Raw genomic sequence first — 18,820 nt, forward strand, 5'->3', positions numbered from 1 at the left:
CATGGCCAGGGGGCACCTCCGCATCTACCTGGGCGCCGCCCCAGGCGTGGGGAAGACCTACGCCATGCTCGCCGAGGGGCGGCGGCGGTCGGAACGCGGCACCGACGTGGTCGTCGGCTTCGTCGAGACGCACGACCGCGCACGCACCGCCGCGCTCCTGGACCGCATGGAGGTCCTCCCGCGCGTGAGCACGACACACCGGGGCACGGAGTTCACCGAACTCGACGTGGACGCCGTCCTCCGCCGCGCCCCGGACGTGGTGCTGATCGACGAGCTGGCCCACACCAACGTCCCGGGAAGCCGGCACGGCAAGCGCTGGCGGGACGTCGAGGAGATCCTCGACGCCGGGATCGGCGTCATCTCCACGGTGAACATCCAGCATCTGGAGTCGGTCAACGACGTCGTGGAGAAGATCACCGGCGTGCCGCAGCGGGAGACCGTCCCGGACGAGGTGGTCCGCGCCGCCGGGCAGGTCGAGCTGGTCGACATGGCGCCGGAGGCGCTGCGCCGCCGGATGGCGCACGGCAACATCTACTCGCCCGAGCGGGTCGACGCCGCCCTGTCCAACTACTTCCGCGTCGGCAACCTGACGGCGCTGCGCGAGCTGGCGCTGCTGTGGCTCGCCGGCAAGGTCGACGAGCAGCTCGACCGGTACCGCGCCGACCACGGGATCGGCGGCACCTGGGAGGCGCGCGAACGGATCGTCGTGGCGCTCACCGGCGGCCCGGAGGGCGAGACGCTGCTGCGCCGCGCCACCCGGATCGCCGACCGCTCCAAGGGCGCCGACCTGCTCGCCGTCCATGTGACCCGCGGCGACGCGCTGCGCGGGACGCGGCCCCGCGACCTGGTGCGGCAGCGGGAGATCGTCGAAGGGCTGGGCGGCACGTTCCACCAGGTCGTCGGCGAGGACATCCCGCGCGCCCTGCTGGACTTCGCGGGTGCCGTGAACGCGACGCAGCTGGTCCTCGGGGCGTCCCGGCGGGGCCGGTCCGCGCAGCTGCTGCGGCCGGGGATCGGGGTGACGACGACCGCCCTGTCCGGCACGATCGACGTCCACATGGTCACCCACGACCAGGCCCGGCGCGGCGCCGGCCGCCCGGTGCCCGACCAGGGGCTGCCGGCGCGCCGCCGCGCCGCCGGGTTCCTGCTCGCCGCCTGCGGGCTGCCGCTGCTGACGTTCGTGCTGACGCAGGCGCGCCCGCCCATGTCCCTGCCCGCCGACATCCTGTTCTTCCTGGCGGCCGTCGTCGGGATCGCGCTGGTCGGCGGCATGTGGCCCGCCCTGTTCGCCGCGCTCGCCGGGTTCCTGCTGCTCGACTGGTTCTTCACCCCGCCGCTGTACGAGTTCACCATCGCCGGGCAGGAGAACATCATCGCGCTCGCGGTGTTCGTGCTGGTCGGCATCGGAGTCAGCCTGGTGGTGGACCGTGCCGCGCGGCGATCGCGGGAGGCGGCCAAGCTCGGCGCCGAGGCGGCGCTGCTGTCCGCCCTCGCCGGCAACGTCCTGCGGGGCGAGCACGCGCTGGACACGCTGCTCGGGCGGCTGCGCGAGACGTTCGGGCTGACGTCGGTGACGCTGCTGGAACGTCCCGCCCCGGCCACGCCCGGCAGCCGTGACGACCCCGCCGACTGGCGCATCGTCGCGACCGTCGGCGGCCGTCCCTGCACCTCGCCCGGCGAGGGCGACACCGAGATCCCGGCCGGCGACGGCCTCACCCTGGCGATCCGGGGCCGTCCGCTCCCGGCGGGCGACCGGCGCGTGCTGGAGGCGTTCGCCGGCCAGGCCGCCGCGGCGCTGCGCAGGCAGCGGCTGGAGGCGGAGGCGGAGCGGGCCCGGCCGCTGGAGGCGGCCGACCGGATGCGCACCGCGCTCCTCAACGCGGTCAGCCACGACCTGCGCACGCCGCTGGCCTCGGCGAAGGCCGCCGTGGACAGCCTCGGCACCACCTCGGTCGACTGGACGCCGGACGAGCGCGCCGAGCTGCTCGACACCGCCCGCGAGTCCCTTGACCGCCTCGACCGGCTGGTCGCCAACCTGCTCGACATGAGCCGCCTCCAGGCCGGTGTCATCGGCGTCGCCGCACAGCCGCTGGCACTGGACGAGATCATGCCGCTCGCCCTGGACGACGCCGGCCCCGGCGACGTCACCGTCCGGCTCGACGCGGATCTGCCGGAGGTGACCGCCGACCCGGCGCTGCTGGAACGCGTCCTGGTCAACCTGGTCGCCAACGCGCTGCGCCACAGCTCGCCCGGCGAACCCGTCCTGGTGACCGCCGGGGCCATCCACGACCGGGTCGAGCTGCGGATCGCCGACCGCGGGCCCGGTGTCCCGCCCGGCGAGCGCGAGCGGATCTTCCTGCCGTTCCAGCGGCTCGACGACCGCGACAACCACACCGGGGTCGGGCTCGGTCTGGCGCTGGCCCGCGGGCTGACCGAGGCGATGGGCGGCGAGCTCGTCGCCGAGGACACCCCGGGCGGCGGCCTCACGATGATCGTCGCACTGCCCGTCCACCGGAGGGACCCGGCGCCATGACGCGTGTCCTCGTCGTCGACGACGACCCGCAGCTGCTGCGCGCCCTGCGGATCAACCTGCGCGCCCGCGACTACGACGTGGAGGTCGCCGCCGACGGCACCACGGCGCTCCGCCGGGCCGGCGACTCGCCGCCCGACCTGGTCGTCCTGGACCTCGGCCTGCCCGACATCCCCGGCGTCGACGTCATCCACGGCCTCCGGGGCTGGACGCGGGTACCGATCATCGTCCTGTCCGGCCGGACGGGCGGCCAGGACAAGGTGGAGGCGCTGGAGGCGGGCGCCGACGACTACGTCACCAAGCCGTTCGACATCCAGGAGCTCGTCGCCCGCATCCGCGCGGTGACCCGCCGCGTCTCGGTGGCCGGCGAGGTCGCGCGGGTGGACGTCGGCGGCCGCACCGTCGACCTGGCCGGCAAGACGGTGTCCGGCGGCGTGCACCTGACCCCCACCGAGTGGCACCTGCTGGAGATCCTGCTCCGCAACCCCGGCAAGCTCATCAGCCAGCGGCAGCTCCTCACCACGGTGTGGGGCCCCGCCTACCAGCGTGAGACCCACTACCTGCGCCAGTACATGGCCCAGCTCCGCCGCAAGCTTGAAACCGACCCCGCGCACCCCCGGCACCTGGTGACCGAACCCGGGATGGGTTACCGCTTCCAGCCGTGAACCTGCGCTTCCATGTCTGTTCTCCGGACGGAGGGAAGGAGTCGTCCTGGAGGTGGAGCGTGAACGGAAACACGAAGGTCAAGGCGTGCGCGGCGGCGATGGGGCTGTTCCTGGCCGCCGGATGCAGCGGTGGCGGCGAGGACGCCGAGCGGACGGGGGCGGGCGCGCAGACTCCGGTACCCGCGACGGGGGCCGCGGCGCAGGTGCAGCAGCAGTTCGAGCAGGTCGTCGACGCGGTGCTGCCCTCGGTGGTGAAGATCGAGACGAACCAGGGCGAGGGGTCGGGGGTCGTCTACGACGGCCAGGGCCACATCGTCACCAACGCGCACGTGGTCGCCGGGGCCCGGCAGATCCGGGTCACGGCGGCCAGCGGCGGCTCGGCGCTCGACGCGGACCTCGTCGGCGCCTTCACACCCGATGACCTGGCCGTGGTCAAGGTGGACGGCGGGTCGCTGAAACCCGCCGCGTGGGGCGACTCCAGCAAGGCCGAGGTCGGGCAGATGGTCATGGCCATGGGCAACCCGCTGGGTCTGGCCGGCAGCGTGACCAACGGCATCGTGTCCGCGCTGCACCGGACGGTGTCGACGCAGGGAGAGGGCGACTCCCAGGGTTCGACGATCGCCGACGCGATCCAGACGAGCGCGCCGATCAATCCGGGCAACAGCGGCGGCGCCCTGGTCACGCTGGACGGGAAGGTCATCGGCGTCCCGACCGCCGCGGCCTCGGACCCGGGGGCCGGAGGCGCGGCGCCCGGGATCGGGTTCGCGACGCCGAGCAACACGGTCAAGCGGATCGTCCCGCAGCTCGTGCGGACGGGGGAGGTCTCCGACTCCGGGCGGGCGGCGCTCGGTGTGGTGGCGCGCACGATCGTCGACCCGCAGAGCGGGCAGCGGTCCGCGGTCGCCGTCGTGGAGGTCACCGAGGGCGGCGGCGCGGACAAGGCGGGCATCGAGGCGGGCGACCTGATCCTGTCGGTGAACGGCACCGCGACACCCGACCAGACGGCGCTGTCCTCGGTGCTCGCGAACATGAAGCCCGGCGACGTCGTGACGGTCGAGGTCCAGAAGCCCGGCGGCTCGAAGGAGCAGGTCAAGGTGACGCTCGGCCAGCTTCCGGGAGACAATTGACCCTGTGTCGGGGCGCCGCCTGTCCAGGTAGTGTACGTCTGTACAGTCTGCTGGACACGGGTACAGGCGGTGATCATGTCAGGACCTGAGGGGCCCGAAGACCTGACCGGCCGCGCCCGGATCAGGGACGCGGCACTGCTGCAGTTCGCCGAACACGGGGTGAAGGGCGCGACGATCCGCGGCATCGCGAAGGCCGCGGGTGTCTCGCCCGCCCTGGTCCAGCACCACTACGGGACCAAGGCGGCGCTGCGCCGGGCCTGCGACGAGTACGTGATCGAGACCATCCGCGAGGTCAAGCAGGAGGCGCTCGGCGGGGGAATGGCCAACCCGGGGTTCATGACGATCGCCATGGGGACGGCCCTGCCCATCCAGCGCTACCTGGCTCGGGCCATGTCCGACGGCTCCGAGGCCGCGAACATGCTGTTCGACGAGGCGGTGGAGTTCAGCGAGGAGATCCTGAGCCGCGGCGGGCCCGGGGTGTACGAGCCGCGGACCGACGATCCGCACGCGTACGCGGCCGTCATGACCGCGATGAACGTCGGTCTGATGCTCCTCAACGGACACCTGTCACGCGCGTTGGGCGCCAACGTCCTGCTGAGCGAGGGGTATCCCCGGATGGCTCTGGCGATGCTGGACATCTACGACGACAGGATCATGACGCCCGAGCTCATCGAGCAGGCGCGCACCGCCCTGAAGTCCATGATCGCCGAGAGTTCGCAGCCCCCTCGGGAAGAGGACCGGTGACCGCGGCGCTCGCCGGCCGCCGGGACGGCGGTGCAGGGCATGCCGTTCGCCGGGTCGCGCCTCGCCACGGGCCGACCCGTTAGATTGGCCTGGTGACCTCCACGACGCCCCTTGCCGTCTGCGTGTTCTGCTCCTCCAGCGGCAGGATCGACCGCCGCTACGTCGATCTCGCCACCGAGGTCGGCGCCGAGCTGGCGAGACGCGGCCACAGCCTGGTCAGCGGCGGTGCCCAGGTGTCGTGCATGGGCGCCGTCGCACGCGCCGCGCGGGCGGGCGGCGCCCGCAGCGTCGGGGTGATCCCCGAGGGGCTGGTCAGCGTCGAGATCTCCGACGAGGACAACGACGAGCTGATCGTCACCCACGACATGCGGGCCCGCAAGGGCGAGATGGACCGCCGCAGCGACGCGTTCCTCATCCTGCCCGGCGGCATCGGCACGCTGGAGGAACTGTTCGAGGTGTGGACGGCCCGGGTCCTCGCCATGCACGAGAAGCCCGTCGTCATCCTCGACCCGACCGGCGTGTACGACCCGCTGCGCGAGCTGATGGAGGGACTCACCGAGCAGGGCTTCGCCCGGCACCGCATCTGGGACGCGATCGGCTGGACGTCGAACGTCCCCGAGGCGTTCGACCTCCTGGAGCGCTCGCAGCCCCGCATCGAGTTCTCTGCGGGGGACTACGCGGAGACCCAGCTCTGACCCTGCCGCGGGCAGGTGCCGGTCAGTGCTTGCGGCCGGGCATGTTCTCGTACATCTCGGTGAGCTTCTGCCGGAAGCCGCGCGCCGCGATGCCCATCTTCTGCGGGTCCTGGACCCCGGCCTTGATGGTCTTCTTGGCCTGGTCCTTCATGATGTGCGGCGGGATCGGGGCGATCTCGCTGTCGACGACGAACTCCAGCACCACGGGGCGGTCGCCGGCCAGGGCCTCCTCCCAGGCGCTGGTGACGTTCTCCGGCTCGTCGCAGTAGATGCCCTTCAGCCCGCACAGCTCCGCGTACTTGGAGTACGGGAAGTCGGGGAGGGACTGCGAGCCCTCGAACTTGGGGTCGCCGCCCATCGCGCGCTGCTCCCAGGTGACCTGGTTGAGGTCCTGGTTGTTGAACACGGCGAAGATCAGCGGCGGGGAGCCGCCCATCCGGTCGGCGTACCGCTTGACCGTGAGCATCTCGTTCATGCCGTTCATCTGGAATGCGCCGTCGCCGACGAAGCAGATCACCGGACGGTCCGGGTAGGCGAACCGGGCGGCGATCGCGTACGGGACGCCCGGCCCCATCGTGGCGAGGGTCCCCGACAGCGACGCCTTCATCCCGTCGCGGAGCTTGATGTGGCGGGCCCACCAGTTGGTCGCCGAGCCGGAGTCGGCGGTGAGGATCGACCCGTCCGGCAGCAGCGGGGACAGCTCGTGCGCCACGGCCTGCGGGTTGATCTTCCCGCCGAAGCTCTGCCCGGCCCGCTTCTCCAAGACGGTGTTCCAGGAGCGGACGTCCTCCTCGATCCTCCCGCCAGGACCGGTCCTCCTTGCGGCGCAGGAGCGGGATCAGCTCCTTGAGCGTCTCCTTGGCGTCGCCGACGACATGGGCGTCCATCGGGTACCGGATGCCGATCATGCGGCCGTCGATGTCGATCTCGACGCCGCGGCAGCTGCCCTCGTCCGGCAGCCACTCGGCGTAGGGGAAGCTGGAGCCGATCATGAACAGGGTGTCGCAGTTCATGATCATCTCATCGCTGGCCTTGGAGCCGAGCAGGCCGATCGGCCCGGTCACGAACGGCAGGTCGTCGGGGACGACCTGGCGTCCGAGCAGCGCCTTGGCGATGCCGGCGCCGAGCAGCTCGGCCGCCTCGATGACCTCGGCCTGCGCGTTCGCGGCGCCCTGGCCGACCAGCATCGCCACCTTCTCGCCCTCGTTGAGGATGCGGGCGGCCTTGCGCAGCTCCTCGGTGTCCGGCAGCACGCGCGGCCGGCTCCACCCGACACTGGAGTACACCGAGCCGTGCTCCTTCGGCGGCGAGGGCATCGCCTCCGACTCCTGGACGTCCTCGGGAATGATGATCGTCGCGACGCTCCGCGTGGTCAGCGCCGTCTTGAAGGCGCGGTCGATCACGTGCCGCATCTGCCCGGGGTGCATGACGATCTGGCAGAACTCGGAAACGTCGGAGAACAGGTTCTCCAGGTTCACTTCCTGCTGGTAGTGCGTGCCCTGCGCGAGGCGCTTCTGCTGCCCGACGATCGCGACGACGGGCTGGTGGTCGAGCTTGGCGTCGTAGAGGCCGTTCAGCAGGTGGATCGCGCCCGGCCCGGACGTCGCCGCACAGCAGCCGACCTCGCCGGTGAACTTGGCGTGCCCGCAGGCCATGAACGCGGACATCTCCTCATGCCGGGACTGGATGAACTCCGGTTTCCCGTCGGCCCGGTCGAAGGCGCCCAGCAGCCCGTTGATGCCGTCACCCGGATACCCGAAGACCCGCTCGACGCCCCATTCGGTCAGCCGCTGGAGCACATAGTCGGACACTTCCTGCGCCATTTGGTGTCTCCTCTTATGTGATGTCGTCCCGCCCGCCATCTCGTCCCCACGGCAGCGCTGGATCCGGCACAGACACCCACTGCCCGTGACGAAGGCTCTGTAACGCCGCGGCCCGGCCGCGCGTCCCTCCCGGGTGTGGCCTGGTGATCCTCGGATAACGTCGGCTGTGCGGGGCCGTGAACCCCAGCCGACGCCCGCACGGCCGACGAAGGAGACGAATGAACGCCGACGTGCCCGACTCGCGCGAACTGGCCGGAATCGCGGAACTCGCCGCGCGCACGACCGGCGACCGGCTGCGGACGGCGTTCCGCTCCCGTCCCAAGGTCGACGTCAAGGTGGACTTCCACGACCCGGTCACCGAGCACGACCGCGCTGCGGAGGAGACCATCCGGGAGGTGCTCGCCGAGCAGACCCCCGGCAGCGTCGTCGTGGGGGAGGAGGGCGGCGTGCAGGGCGGCGGTGGTCACGGGCCCGGTGGTCACGGACAGGGCCGGGGCGGGAGCGTCCGCTGGTATGTGGATCCGATCGACGGGACGGCCAACTTCGCCGTCGGACTGCCGTTCTTCTGCACCTCCATCGCGGCCGTCGCGGACGGCGAGCTGGTGGCGGGCGTGGTGTACGACCCGATCCGCGACGACATGTTCACCGCGTCCCTGGACGGCGCGACCTGCAACGGCGAGCCGATCCGCAGCGAGGGCGCGGCGGGCGACCGGACCGCCGTGCTCGCCGCCTCCTACCCGAGCGCACGCGACCTGGCCGCCGGCGACCGGGAGGAGACGCTGCGGCGCTACGGCCTGCTCGTCGACGCGTTCGCCACCCTGCGCAGGCCCGGCAGCGCCGCGCTCACCCTCGCGCACGTCGCCGCGGGCTGGACGGACGTCGCCTACGACTCGTCCATCAACGCCTACGACATCGCGGCGGGGCTGCTGCTGGTCCGGCAGGCGGGCGGGACGTACCTGCCGCTCGGCGGGAAGCCCGGCGGGGACGACTGGGACGCCCCCGGCTACCTCGCGTGCGTCGGCGGATTCGACCTCGCCGGCTCCGCCATCGCGGAGGTCGCCGACCTCACGGCACAAGATTGTCCTGGGGTTTTCCCGCCCGTACCATGATCGTTTACCCCTGGTTCAGGGCCGGCGACCAGGCTCCCGCGTGATCCCCTCACGTGAAGGAGTGCCCATGTCCGTGACCCGTCGCGGAGTAGTCAAGGGCGGCGCGGCCGGCGCGCTGTCCATCGCCCTCGCCGGAAGCCTGGACGGAATCTTCCAGACCTCCGCGGGTGCCGACACCGGAGAGGCCTTCGGTTACGGCCCGCTGATCCCCGACCCCAAGGGGGTTCTGGACCTGCCCAAGGGCTTCTCGTACAAGATCCTGTCGACGGAGGGCGATCCCATCTCCGACGGCGTCGTCGTCCCCGGCCACCAGGACGGGATGGCCTCGTTCCCGGTCCGCGGCCGCGGACCCGGTCACGGTCACGGCCCCGGTCACGGTCACGGTCACGGTGACCGCGTCCGCGGCAGGGGAGGCCGCGGCCGTCCCGGCAACACCCTGCTGGTGCTCAACCACGAGCAGGGCACCAACGGCACCCGTGCCGTCGGGACCCCCGAACTCACCTACGACCCGGCGGTCAACGGCGGTACCACCACGCTCGAGGTCGACCGTGACGGCGACCTGCTGTCCCAGTACGTCAGCATCGCCGGGACGGCCGTGAACTGCGCCGGCGGCCGCACCCCCTGGGGCACCTGGCTGACGTGCGAGGAGACCGAGGGCATCGGCGGCGAGAGCAAGAGCCACGGCTGGGTCTTCGAGGTCGACCCGTACGGCAGGGACACCAAGCCCGAACCGCTGACCGGGCTCGGCCGCTTCGCCCACGAGGCCGTCGCCGTCGACCCGCACACCAACATCGCCTACCTGACCGAGGACGCGTCCGGCCCGTTCGGCCTGTTCTACCGGTTCCGCCCGCGCTCGCACCGGGGCCGCTACCACTCCTACATGGCGGGCGGGAAATTGGAGGCGCTGAACGTCCGGGGCGTCCCGGACCTGTCGCTGGTCACCGAGCCCGGCACCCGGCTGCGCGCCGGGTGGGTGGACGTCCCGGACCCGCTGGCCAAGCAGACGTCCGTCCGCAAGCAGTTCGAGGACGGCGACGTCACGCGAAGCCAGAAGCTCGAAGGCGCCTGGTGGGGGCACGGCAAGGCGTACTTCGTCGCCAGCTTCTCCAGGAAGTCGTCCGGCGCCGCCGGCGACCACGCGGGCCAGGTCTGGACCTACGACCCGCGCCGCAACGAGGTCGAGCTCCAGCTCATCTTCAAGCCGGGCGGCCGCTTCGACGGCCCGGACAACATCACCGTCTCCCCGTACGGCGGCGGCGTGATCCTGGCCGAGGACGGCGACGGCGAGCAGTACCTCGTCGGCACCACGCGCAGGAACGAGCCGTTCGCGATGGCCCGCAACGCCCTCAACGGCAGCGAGTTCACCGGCGTCACGTTCTCCCCGGACGGCCGCATCCTGTTCTTCAGCCGCCAGTCCGACCCGGGCGCGACGTTCGCGGTCAAGGGCCCCTGGCACCGGCTCCGCGGCTAGCCCCAACCGTCGACCTGCGGCGTGTTGCCCTTATGGAGCGCTCCATAAGGGCAACACGCCGCAACTCGACGGTCAGGCCAGACCGCGGCGCGCGACCGCAGGGGGACGAGTGCCCTGGATGGACGCGACCATGTCCAGCACCTGGCGCACACCGTCCGCCTGCGGATCCGGCACGCGGAACAGCGTCACACCGAGCCACGCGTAGACGGACGCCGCGGCGAGCAGCCCGGGATCGGGCTCCCGCGCGTCCGTCCCCAGCGTGACCATGACCACGGCGTCACCGGCGGTGAGCCGCTCGATCCGGCTCGCCGGCGGCGCCGTTCCGGCGTCCGCGACTCCGTCCGGAACCGGCGCGTCCGGTGAAAGGACCTTCCGCTCTTGCATCCCCATGCTCCCAAGCGTGGCACGATCGGGGACTGGGGAACGTCTCTCCAGATGGGTGCGAGCGGAACGGAGGGTGATCGTGGTCGTGGTTCTCGTCCTGGCCGGCGTGGCCGTGCTGGGCGCCGTCGTCGTCCTCGCCATGGGCAGGGGCGGCGAGCTGGCCGAGACCCATCCCGACTATCCGCCGCTCCCGTTCGGCGAAGACGGCCACCCCATCACCGGGTACGACGCCGCCTACCTGCGGCTGCCCCGCACCTTCTGGGGCTACCAGCCGCAGCTGACGGACGAGGCCCTGCACCGCCTCGCCGACGCCCTTTCCGAGCGTGACGCCCGCGTGGCGTCGCTCGAAAGGCAGCTCAGGAACCTCAGCTCCGGCGACGACGCCGGCCCGGTCGGCGCCATGCACGGCCTGGACGAGCCCGCCGTGAACGGCGCGCCGCCCCTGCTCCGCAAGGAGCCCCTGGCCGAGGAGCCGATCGACGACCGCCTCGCCAGGGAGGACCGCCCATGAGCCGACCGCCCGTAAGCCGACCGCCCGTAAGCACGGTCGCCGTGCACGCCGAGGCGGTTTCGGATGCCCCCGCCGAACGCGTCTTCGAGGTCCTGACCGACTGGCCGAGGCATCGCGAGTGGATGCCGTTCACCAGCGCCGAGGGCGGCGACAAGGCCGGCGACGAGATCCGGGGATGGACGGGCGTGGGACCGGTCGGGTTCCTCGACACCATGGTCATCACCGACTGGCGCGACGGCCGCCGCGTCGCGGTCCGCCACACCGGGCGGGTGGTGCGCGGCGAGGCGTGGTTCAAGGTCGTCCCCGAGGGCCTCGGCAGCCGCATCGTGTGGGCCGAGCGCGTCGACCTGCCGCTCGGGCTCCTCGGGCGCGCCGGATGGCTCGTCGCGGGCCCGGTCGTGAAGGCGTTCATGACCTTCGGCCTCCGCCGACTCGCCGCTCTGTCCCAGGCATGAGGTAGAACGAACGCGTGACCACCGCGATTCGGGGCGAGGACGGGCTGGGCCGCTGCCCATGGGGGCTGTCGGCGCCCGACTACGTCGCCTACCACGACGAGGAGTGGGGCCGTCCGGTCCGCGACGACCAGGGCCTTTACGAGCGTCTCTGCCTTGAGGCGTTCCAGTCCGGCCTGTCGTGGCTGACGATCCTGCGCAAGCGCGAGGGGTTCCGCGCCGCGTTCCGCGGGTTCGCCATGGAGAAGGTCGCCGCCTTCGGCCCCGATGACGTCGAGCGACTGATGGGCGATGCCGCGATCGTCCGCAACCGCGCCAAGATCGAGGCGGCGATCGGGAATGCCCGCGCCGCACTCGACCTCCCCGGCGGCCTCGCGGAGACCGCCTGGCGCTACGCCGACCCCGGCGCCCCCGCGCACGCGGACCTGGCGGACGTCCCCGCGTACACCGACGGCTCGAAGGCCCTGGCGAAGGAACTGAAGAAGCACGGCTTCCGCTTCGTCGGCCCCACCACCGCCTACGCCCTCATGCAGGCGTGCGGCCTGGTCGACGACCACCTCACCGGCTGCCACCGCCGCGGCGCCTACCGCTGAGGTCCTGCTCACCCCGCTCTGGCTCACTCCGCTCTGGTCTCACTCCGCTCTGGTGGCTTCGAGGATGGGGACGTCCGCCGCCCGGCGGCCCGGAAGGGCGGACGTCGCCAGCGTGACGGCCGCCGCCCCGGCGAGGACCACGACGAACAGCCACCACGGCGGGACCGGGTCGATGAACGTGCTTCCCGTCGCCAGCCTCATCATCGACACGGCGCCGACCGCGATGCCGCTACCGAGCAGGCCGCCGAGAAGCACGACCGTGGTGGCCTCCCACCGGACGACCGAGCGGATCTGCGCCGCCGTCGCGCCGACGGCACCGAGCAGCCCGAACTCGCGGGTCCGCTCGGCCACGCTCATCGAGATGGTCGTCGCCAGCCCGAACAGCGCGAGGACGAGCGACATGGCGATGAAGCCGTAGATGACGGTTCTCCCGTTCGTCGTGGAGTCGACGACCGTCTCGATGTACGCGGACCTGTCCTGCACCTCCGCGCCCGGGACGCCGGCGAGCGCGCGGGTGAGGCCGTCCTCGGTGCCGCCGCGGACGAGGACCGCCTGCGGCGCCGCGCCCGGGTCGAGCCGGTCCATGGTCGCGGGCGAGACGAGCGCCTGGTCGGCGAACAGGTGGGAGGGGTCGTGGTAAGCGCCGGCGACGGTCAGCGCGACCCGGCCGGATTCGGTCCGGACGACGATCCGCTGCCCCTTCTCGATGTCCCGCATCTTCATGATCCCGGACGTGAGCCCGATCTCCCCGGGACGGAGCGGCCGCAGGTCGCCGCCGAGATCGGCGACGGACGGCAGCGCCGCCTGGTCGGCGCCCGTCACCCGCAGCGGCAGCGGCAGCCCGGCCGGGCCCTGCGGGGGCGGTTCGACGAGTTCGGCGTCGGTGGCCGTGAGCGCCGCCGCACTGGTGACGCCGCGGGCGGCCGCGGCCCGTTCGGCCGTGTCGCGGGGCAGTGACGCCCGTTCGGCCTCGTCCGACCCCGTCGACGTGATCGCCCGCTCGGCCAGCATCACCTGCCGGCCCGCCTCGTCGTACCGCGCCTCCGCGGACAGGGCGACGAGCGAGGGGGTGCCGACCAGCACCACGCCGAGCATCAGGGACGAGGCGGCCGCCGAAACGCGGCGCGGGCTGCGGCTGATCGTGGCCCTGGCCAGCCGCCCGGCCTCCCCGCTCGCCACCGTGCCGACGCGTCCGACCAGGCCGCCGAGGGGGCCGACGAAGAACGGGGCGAGGACGGACAGCGCGATCACGTTGATCATGGAGCCGATGAGGATCAGCGCGCAGATGCTCGTGGCGCGCTGGACGCCGGGCGGCTGCCCGTCCTGGGTGCCGAAGGCCGAGCCGAGGAAGATCCAGGAGCAGCCGAACAGGGCGAGCGCGCCGAGCACCCGGGGCCACCGCCGTCCGGCGGTGCCGGAACCGGTGCTACGGAGCGCCTCCATGGGTGAGATGCGCGCGGCCTTCGACGCCGCCCGCCAGGCCGAGAGCTGGATGACGAGGATCCCGGCCGCGGCCGGGGCCACGAGCGCGATCCAGCCGTACTGGGGACCGGTGGCGGTGATGTCGAAGCCGTCCTCGGCGAGCAGGGCGGCGAGCAGGCTCGACACGGGGTAGCCGAGCAGCAGCCCGCCGATCGAGGCGACGATGCCGAGCGCGAGTGCTTCGAGCTTGATGAGCCGTTTGATCTGGCGGGGCGTGGCGCCGATGGCGCCGAGCAGCGCGAGCCGGCGGGTGCGCTGCCGGACGAGGGTGCCGAACGTGTTGGCCACGACGAACAGGCCGACGAACACCCCGATCAGCGAGAGCATGGCGATGATGCCGGACATCATGCTCGCGTCGCCCCGTACGGTGCCCGACTGCTCGGCCCGCACGTCGGCGGCCGTCCGCACGGTGACGTCGTCGCCGCTCAGCGCGCGGTTCAGGTCCTCGCTCAGCCGCGCCGCCTCGACGCCCGGCGCGGCCTTCACCCACACGCCGTGCCACGTTCCCGCCGGCAGTCCCGCCGCCTCCCGGACGGTTTCCGGCGGCGCCAGCACCAGGTTGCCGTCCGCCACGGCGTCACGGCCCTGCACGGTGACGATCCCGACGACCTTCATCTCCCGGGTCCGCTTCGGCAGCGCCACCCGCAGCGGGTCGCCGGTCTCCAGGTCCCCGCCCCGTGCCGCGTGCCGGGTGACGGCGACCTCGCCGTCGGCGGCGGGGGCGCGTCCGGACTCCAGGCGGTACGGGTTGAGCGCGGTCTCCGGCGTCCACGGCCGCAGCAGCGTCCCCGCCCAGGCGGGCGGCGGGATCGGTTCGCCGTCCGGCCCGCCGGCGGTGACCGGGAGTTGCGCGTCTCCCGCGACGGCCGCCACGCCCGGCAGCCCGGCCACCTGGTTCGGGGCCACCTTCCCTTCCCGGGTCGCCCGCGTGCTCTCCGGGTCGGTAGTCCCGCCGAGGACGAGCACGTCCGCGCGGGCGTACTCGCTGGCGTCGCTGCCCGACAGCGCCTCCTGTGCCCGGAGCGTGAACTGCAGCCCCCCGGCGATCATCCCGATCGAGAGCACGGCGGCCAGCAGCGTGGCGGCCAGCCGGCCCCAGCCGTCGGCCACGGAGCGGCGTGCGATGAGCCACATGCCCTCAGCCCTCCAACCGCCGCATCGCGGCGTGCACGCGGTCGATGGACGGAGCCTGCAGATCGTTGACGATCATTCCGTCGGCGAGGAACAGCACCCGGTCGGCGTGGGCGGCGGCGGCCGGGTCGTGCGTCACCATGATCACCGTCTGGTGGTAGGTGTCCACGGCGCTGCGCAGGAACCCGAGCACCTCGGCGCCCGATTTGGAGTCGAGGTTGCCGGTCGGTTCGTCGGCGAACAGGACTTCGGGCCGGGTCAGCAGTGCCCGTGCTACAGCGACCCGTTGCTGCTGTCCGCCCGACAGTTCGCTCGGGCGGTGCGCGAGCCGTTCGCGCAGGCCGAGCGCGTCCACGATGGTGTCGAACCACTGCCGGTCGGCGCTGCGGTTTCCGAGTCGGCCGGTGAGCCTGATGTTCTCCTCGGCCGTCAGCATCGGCAGCAGGTTGAACGACTGGAACACGAATCCGAGCCGGTCGCGGCGCAGCTTGGTCAGCCGGGTCCGCGACAGCTTCGTGATCTCCACGTCGCCGATCAGCACCGACCCGGACGACACCGTGTCCAGCCCGGCCATGCAGTGCAGGAACGTCGACTTCCCGGAGCCCGACGGCCCCATGATCGCGGTGAACCGGCCGCGCGCGAACGCCGCCGAGACACCGCGCAACGCGGACACGGCGCTGTCACCCGTCCCGTACGACTTGACCACCTCGCGTGCGACGGCGACCTGATCGTGGACGTGCTCGACCGGGGGCATGGCGGTTGTCTGCGTCATGCGTTCAAGCAAACCGCCGGGGGACCGGTCGCCGCATTGGCGCCCGCTCCCCAAGGGCGGGTGGGGCTGTCCCCAGCTTCCGCTCAGGACAGCCCCACCGGACACCCGGCTCGGCTCACTCGGCCTTCGCCGCCTCCAGGACGGGGACGGCCGCCGCGCGACGGGCGGGTAGGGCGGAGGTGGCCAGCGTGACGATGGCGGCGCCGGCGATCACCAGGGCGAACAGCCACCATGGCGGGGCCTGGCCGAAGAACGAGCTGCCCGTGCCCACACGCATCAGAGTCACGGTGCCGAGCGCGGTGCCCACGCCGAGGAGGCTCCCGAGCAGGACGACCGTGGCGGCCTCCCACCGGACGATCGACCGGACCTGCGCCGCCGTGGCGCCGACCGCGCCGAGCAGCCCGAACTCGCGGGTCCGCTCGGCGACGCTCATCGAGACGGTCGTCGCCATCCCGAACAGGGCGAGGACGAGTGACATGCCGATGAAGCCGTAGATGACACGCATGCCGCTCGTCATCGAGTCGGCGGCCGTCCCGATGTAGGCGGACCGGTCGAGCACCTCGACGCCCGGCACGTCCGCGACCGCGCGGGTCAGGCCGTCCTTCGTGCCTCCCCGGACGAGGACCGCCTGCGTGGCGGCGTCCGGGTCCAGCCGGTCCATGGTGGCCGACGACACGAGCGCCTGGTCGGCGAACAGGTGGGACGGGTCGTGGTAGGCGCCCGCGATGGTCAGCGCGACCCGGCCACCGCCGCCGCGGACGACGATCCGCTGCCCCTTCTTCAGGTCCTGCGCCTCCATGATCGTGGACGTGAGCCCGATCTCGCCGGTGCGGAGCGGCCGCAGATCACCGCCGAGGTCGAGGACGGACGGCAGCGCGGCCTGGTCGGCGCCGGACACCATCAGGTACAGCGGCGTGGGGTCGCCGTCGCCGTAGGGGCTCTTCGGGCGCGGCGAGACGAGCTTGGCGTCGGTGCCCGTGAGCGCCATCGCCCGGGACACGCCCGGCGCCGCGGCGGCCCGGTCCGCCACCTCGCGGGGCAGGGGCGCGGTCCCGGACGAGGTCAAGCCGGTCGCGGCGATCGCGTGCTCGGCCCGCATCACCTCCTCCCCGGCCTCGGCGAACCGCGCGTTCACCGACAGGACGATCAGCGCGGTCGTGCCGACCAGCGCCACGCCGAGCATCAGGGACGACGCCGCCGACGACACGCGGCGCGGGTTGCGGGTGATGGTGGCGCGGGCCAGCCGCCCGGCCTCCCCGCTCACAGCCGTCCCGACGCGTCCGACCAGGCCGCCGAGCGGGCCGACGAAGAACGGCGCGAGGATCGACAGCGCCGCCACGGTCGTCATGGCCCCCATGAGGATCATGACGGAGACGCCGATGGTGCGGTCGGTCCCCGGCGGCTCGTCGTGCCTGAGCACGAAGACCAGGCCGAAGAACATGCAGGCGAAGGCGAGCACGGCGAGCGCGCCGAGCAGCCGGGGCAGGCGCCGCCCGGTGGTGTCGGAGCTCGCGGCGCGGAGCGCCTGCATGGGCGAGATGCGCGCGGCCTTCCTGGCGGCCCGCCACGCCGCGAGCTGGGTGACGAGGACCCCGGTCACGGCCGGGACGAGCAGCGCGACCCAGCCGTACTGGACGTCGGCGGCGGAGATGTCGAAGCCGTCCTGCGCGAACAGGGTGGTGAGCAGGCTCGACACCGGGTAGCCGAGCAGCACGCCGCCGATCGAGGCGACGATGCCGAGCGCGAGCGCTTCGAGCTTGATGAGCCGTTTGATCTGGCGGGGCGTGGCGCCGATGGCGCCGAGCAGCGCGAGCCGGCGGGTGCGCTGCCGGACGAGGGTGCCGAAGGTGTTGGCCACGACGAACAGGCCGACGAACACCGAGACCGACGCGAGCATGCCGATGGCGCCGCCGATCGACGTTCCGTCCGACTGGAGGGTGGCCGAGTGGGCCCTCCGCACGTCGGCGGCCGTCCGGACGGTGACGTCCTCGCCGCGCAGCGCGCCGGTCAGGTCCTTGTTGAGCTGCGCCGCCCCGACCCCGGGTGCGGCCTTCACCCACACGCCCTGCCATGTCCCGGCGGGCAGTCCCGCCGCCCGCCGGACGGTCTCCGGCGGCGCCAGTACCAGGTCGCCTCTCGCCACGGAGCCGCGGCCGTCCACGGTGACGATCCCGACGACCTTCATCTCGCGGCTCTGCCTCGGCAGCGTCACCCGCAGCGGGTCGCCGGCCTCCAGCTTCCCCGCCCGCGCCACGTGCCGGGTGACCGCGACCTCGCCGTCGGCGGCGGGCGCGCGTCCCGACTCCAGGTGGTACGGGTTGAGGCCGGCCTGCGATGTCCACGGCCGCAGCGTCGTCCCGGCTCCGGCCGGCGGGACGATCGTCTCGCCGTCCGGACCGCTCGCGGTCACCGGGACCATCGCGTCCCCGGCGACCGCCGCCACGCCCGGCCGTCCCGCGACCTCGTCCAGCGCCACCCGCCCGTCCGGGGCCGCGTACACGTCGTCCGGGTCGGCGGTCCCGCCGAGGACGAGCACGTCCGTCTGGGCGTACTCGCTGGCGTCGCTGCCCGACACCGCCTCCTGTGCCCGCAGCGTGAACTGCAGCGACCCCGCGATCAGCCCGATCGAGAAGACCGCCGCCAGCAGGGTCGCGACGAGCCGCACCCAGCCTTCGGTGAACGAGCGGCGTGCGATGAGCCACATGCCGCTCAGCCCTCCATCTGCCGCATGGCGGCGTGGACCCGGTCGATGGACGGCGAGACCAGCTCGCGCACGAGCATCCCGTCGGCGAGGAACAGCACCCGGTCGGCGTGGGCGGCTGCCACCGGGTCGTGCGTCACCATGACCACCGTCTGGTGGTAGGTGTCCACGGCGCTGCGCAGGAACCCGAGCACCTCGGCGCCCGATTTGGAGTCGAGGTTGCCGGTCGGTTCGTCGGCGAACAGGACTTCGGGCCGGGTCAGCAGTGCCCGTGCCACGGCGACCCGTTGCTGCTGTCCGCCCGACAGTTCGCTCGGGCGGTGCGCGAGCCGTTCGCGCAGGCCGAGCGCGTCCACGATGGTGTCGAACCACTGCCGGTCGGCGCTGCGGTTTCCGAGTCGGCCGGTGAGCCTGATGTTCTCCTCGGCCGTCAGCATCGGCAGCAGGTTGAACGACTGGAACACGAATCCGAGCCGGTCGCGGCGCAGCTTGGTCAGCCGGGTCCGCGACAGCTTCGTGATCTCCACGTCGCCGATCAGCACCGACCCGGACGACACCGTGTCCAGCCCGGCCATGCAGTGCAGGAACGTCGACTTCCCGGAGCCCGACGGCCCCATGATCGCGGTGAAC

General features: G+C 72.7%; 16 protein-coding genes and 1 pseudogene. 10 read left to right on the forward strand and 7 right to left on the reverse strand.

All coding sequences use genetic code 11. The annotated features are described in order from the left end of the window. Position 1: 1 nt before the first annotated feature. The 5 genes from E1285_RS13355 to E1285_RS13375 all read left to right on the forward strand — a co-directional run bounded on the left by E1285_RS13355 (position 2) and on the right by E1285_RS13375 (position 5,761). Positions 2–2,533 (forward strand): sensor histidine kinase KdpD, encoded by a 2,532-nt coding sequence (locus E1285_RS13355; RefSeq protein ID WP_132151709.1) that lies wholly within the window; start codon positions 2–4, stop codon positions 2,531–2,533. Further along, the gene (locus tag E1285_RS13360) at positions 2,530–3,195 is read left to right on the forward strand and encodes a response regulator (RefSeq protein ID WP_132151711.1); all 666 of its coding nucleotides are present in this window, start codon (positions 2,530–2,532) and stop codon (positions 3,193–3,195) included. The genes E1285_RS13355 and E1285_RS13360 overlap by 4 nt, the downstream gene beginning before the upstream one ends. A 59-nt stretch (positions 3,196–3,254) precedes the next feature. After that, complete coding sequence (locus tag E1285_RS13365) at positions 3,255–4,322, forward strand: trypsin-like peptidase domain-containing protein (protein WP_132151713.1); 1,068 nt, start codon at positions 3,255–3,257, stop codon at positions 4,320–4,322. A 75-nt stretch (positions 4,323–4,397) separates the two neighbouring features. Beyond that, positions 4,398–5,066, forward strand: coding sequence for a TetR/AcrR family transcriptional regulator (locus E1285_RS13370; RefSeq protein ID WP_132151715.1), 669 nt, complete (start codon positions 4,398–4,400; stop codon positions 5,064–5,066). 92 nt (positions 5,067–5,158) lie between these two features. Further along, positions 5,159–5,761, forward strand: a complete 603-nt coding sequence (locus E1285_RS13375) for a TIGR00730 family Rossman fold protein (RefSeq protein WP_243722753.1) — start codon at positions 5,159–5,161, stop codon at positions 5,759–5,761. A 22-nt stretch (positions 5,762–5,783) separates the two neighbouring features. Here the strand turns inward: E1285_RS13375 and E1285_RS47285 are convergent, their stop codons facing one another. Next, positions 5,784–6,524: a thiamine pyrophosphate-dependent enzyme gene (locus E1285_RS47285; RefSeq protein WP_243722754.1), complete on the reverse strand. Its 741-nt coding sequence runs from the start codon at positions 6,522–6,524 to the stop codon at positions 5,784–5,786. 136 nt (positions 6,525–6,660) lie between these two features. After that, positions 6,661–7,623: pseudogene (locus E1285_RS47290) on the reverse strand (thiamine pyrophosphate-binding protein); the annotation flags it as partial. Between the two features lie 179 nt (positions 7,624–7,802). On the opposite strand from E1285_RS47290, the gene E1285_RS13385 reads away from it, so the two are divergent. Both E1285_RS13385 and E1285_RS13390 read left to right on the forward strand, forming a co-directional pair. Beyond that, a complete protein-coding gene (locus tag E1285_RS13385; RefSeq protein ID WP_132151717.1) occupies positions 7,803–8,693 on the forward strand; it encodes an inositol monophosphatase family protein in 891 nt (296 codons plus the stop codon). Positions 8,694–8,760: 67 nt separating this feature from the next. Further along, on the forward strand, positions 8,761–10,164 hold the full coding sequence (locus tag E1285_RS13390) for an alkaline phosphatase PhoX (RefSeq protein WP_132151719.1): 1,404 nt from the start codon (positions 8,761–8,763) through the stop codon (positions 10,162–10,164). A gap of 72 nt (positions 10,165–10,236) precedes the next feature. Here E1285_RS13390 and E1285_RS13395 read toward each other — a convergent pair whose 3' ends face one another. After that, complete coding sequence (locus tag E1285_RS13395) at positions 10,237–10,554, reverse strand: hypothetical protein (protein ID WP_132151721.1); 318 nt, start codon at positions 10,552–10,554, stop codon at positions 10,237–10,239. A gap of 73 nt (positions 10,555–10,627) precedes the next feature. Between E1285_RS13395 and E1285_RS13400 the strand changes: the two genes are divergently transcribed. The 3 genes from E1285_RS13400 to E1285_RS13410 are packed head-to-tail and all read left to right on the forward strand — an operon-like array spanning position 10,628 to position 12,104. Further along, on the forward strand, positions 10,628–11,059 hold the full coding sequence (locus tag E1285_RS13400) for a hypothetical protein (protein ID WP_132151723.1): 432 nt from the start codon (positions 10,628–10,630) through the stop codon (positions 11,057–11,059). Next, a complete protein-coding gene (locus tag E1285_RS13405) occupies positions 11,056–11,514 on the forward strand; it encodes an SRPBCC family protein (RefSeq protein WP_132151725.1) in 459 nt (152 codons plus the stop codon). Before E1285_RS13400 ends, E1285_RS13405 begins: the two co-directional genes overlap by 4 nt. Before the next feature lie 14 nt (positions 11,515–11,528). Next, positions 11,529–12,104: a DNA-3-methyladenine glycosylase I gene (locus E1285_RS13410; RefSeq protein WP_132151727.1), complete on the forward strand. Its 576-nt coding sequence runs from the start codon at positions 11,529–11,531 to the stop codon at positions 12,102–12,104. A 39-nt stretch (positions 12,105–12,143) separates the two neighbouring features. Here E1285_RS13410 and E1285_RS13415 read toward each other — a convergent pair whose 3' ends face one another. From E1285_RS13415 to E1285_RS13430, 4 genes are all read right to left on the reverse strand, one after another. Beyond that, complete coding sequence (locus tag E1285_RS13415) at positions 12,144–14,720, reverse strand: FtsX-like permease family protein (RefSeq protein WP_132151729.1); 2,577 nt, start codon at positions 14,718–14,720, stop codon at positions 12,144–12,146. Positions 14,721–14,724: 4 nt separating this feature from the next. Next, positions 14,725–15,489 carry an ABC transporter ATP-binding protein gene (locus E1285_RS13420; RefSeq protein ID WP_207946572.1) on the reverse strand — a complete coding sequence of 255 codons (765 nt, stop codon included), beginning with the start codon at positions 15,487–15,489 and terminating at the stop codon, positions 14,725–14,727. Between the two features lie 115 nt (positions 15,490–15,604). Then, positions 15,605–18,193: an ABC transporter permease gene (locus E1285_RS13425; protein ID WP_132151731.1), complete on the reverse strand. Its 2,589-nt coding sequence runs from the start codon at positions 18,191–18,193 to the stop codon at positions 15,605–15,607. A 5-nt stretch (positions 18,194–18,198) separates the two neighbouring features. Then, positions 18,199–18,820 (reverse strand): ABC transporter ATP-binding protein (locus tag E1285_RS13430; RefSeq protein ID WP_132151733.1); only part of this gene is annotated, 622 nt, incomplete at its 5' end.

The sequence above is a fragment of the Actinomadura sp. 7K507 genome, from assembly GCF_004348425.1.
Taxonomy (GTDB): domain Bacteria; phylum Actinomycetota; class Actinomycetes; order Streptosporangiales; family Streptosporangiaceae; genus Spirillospora.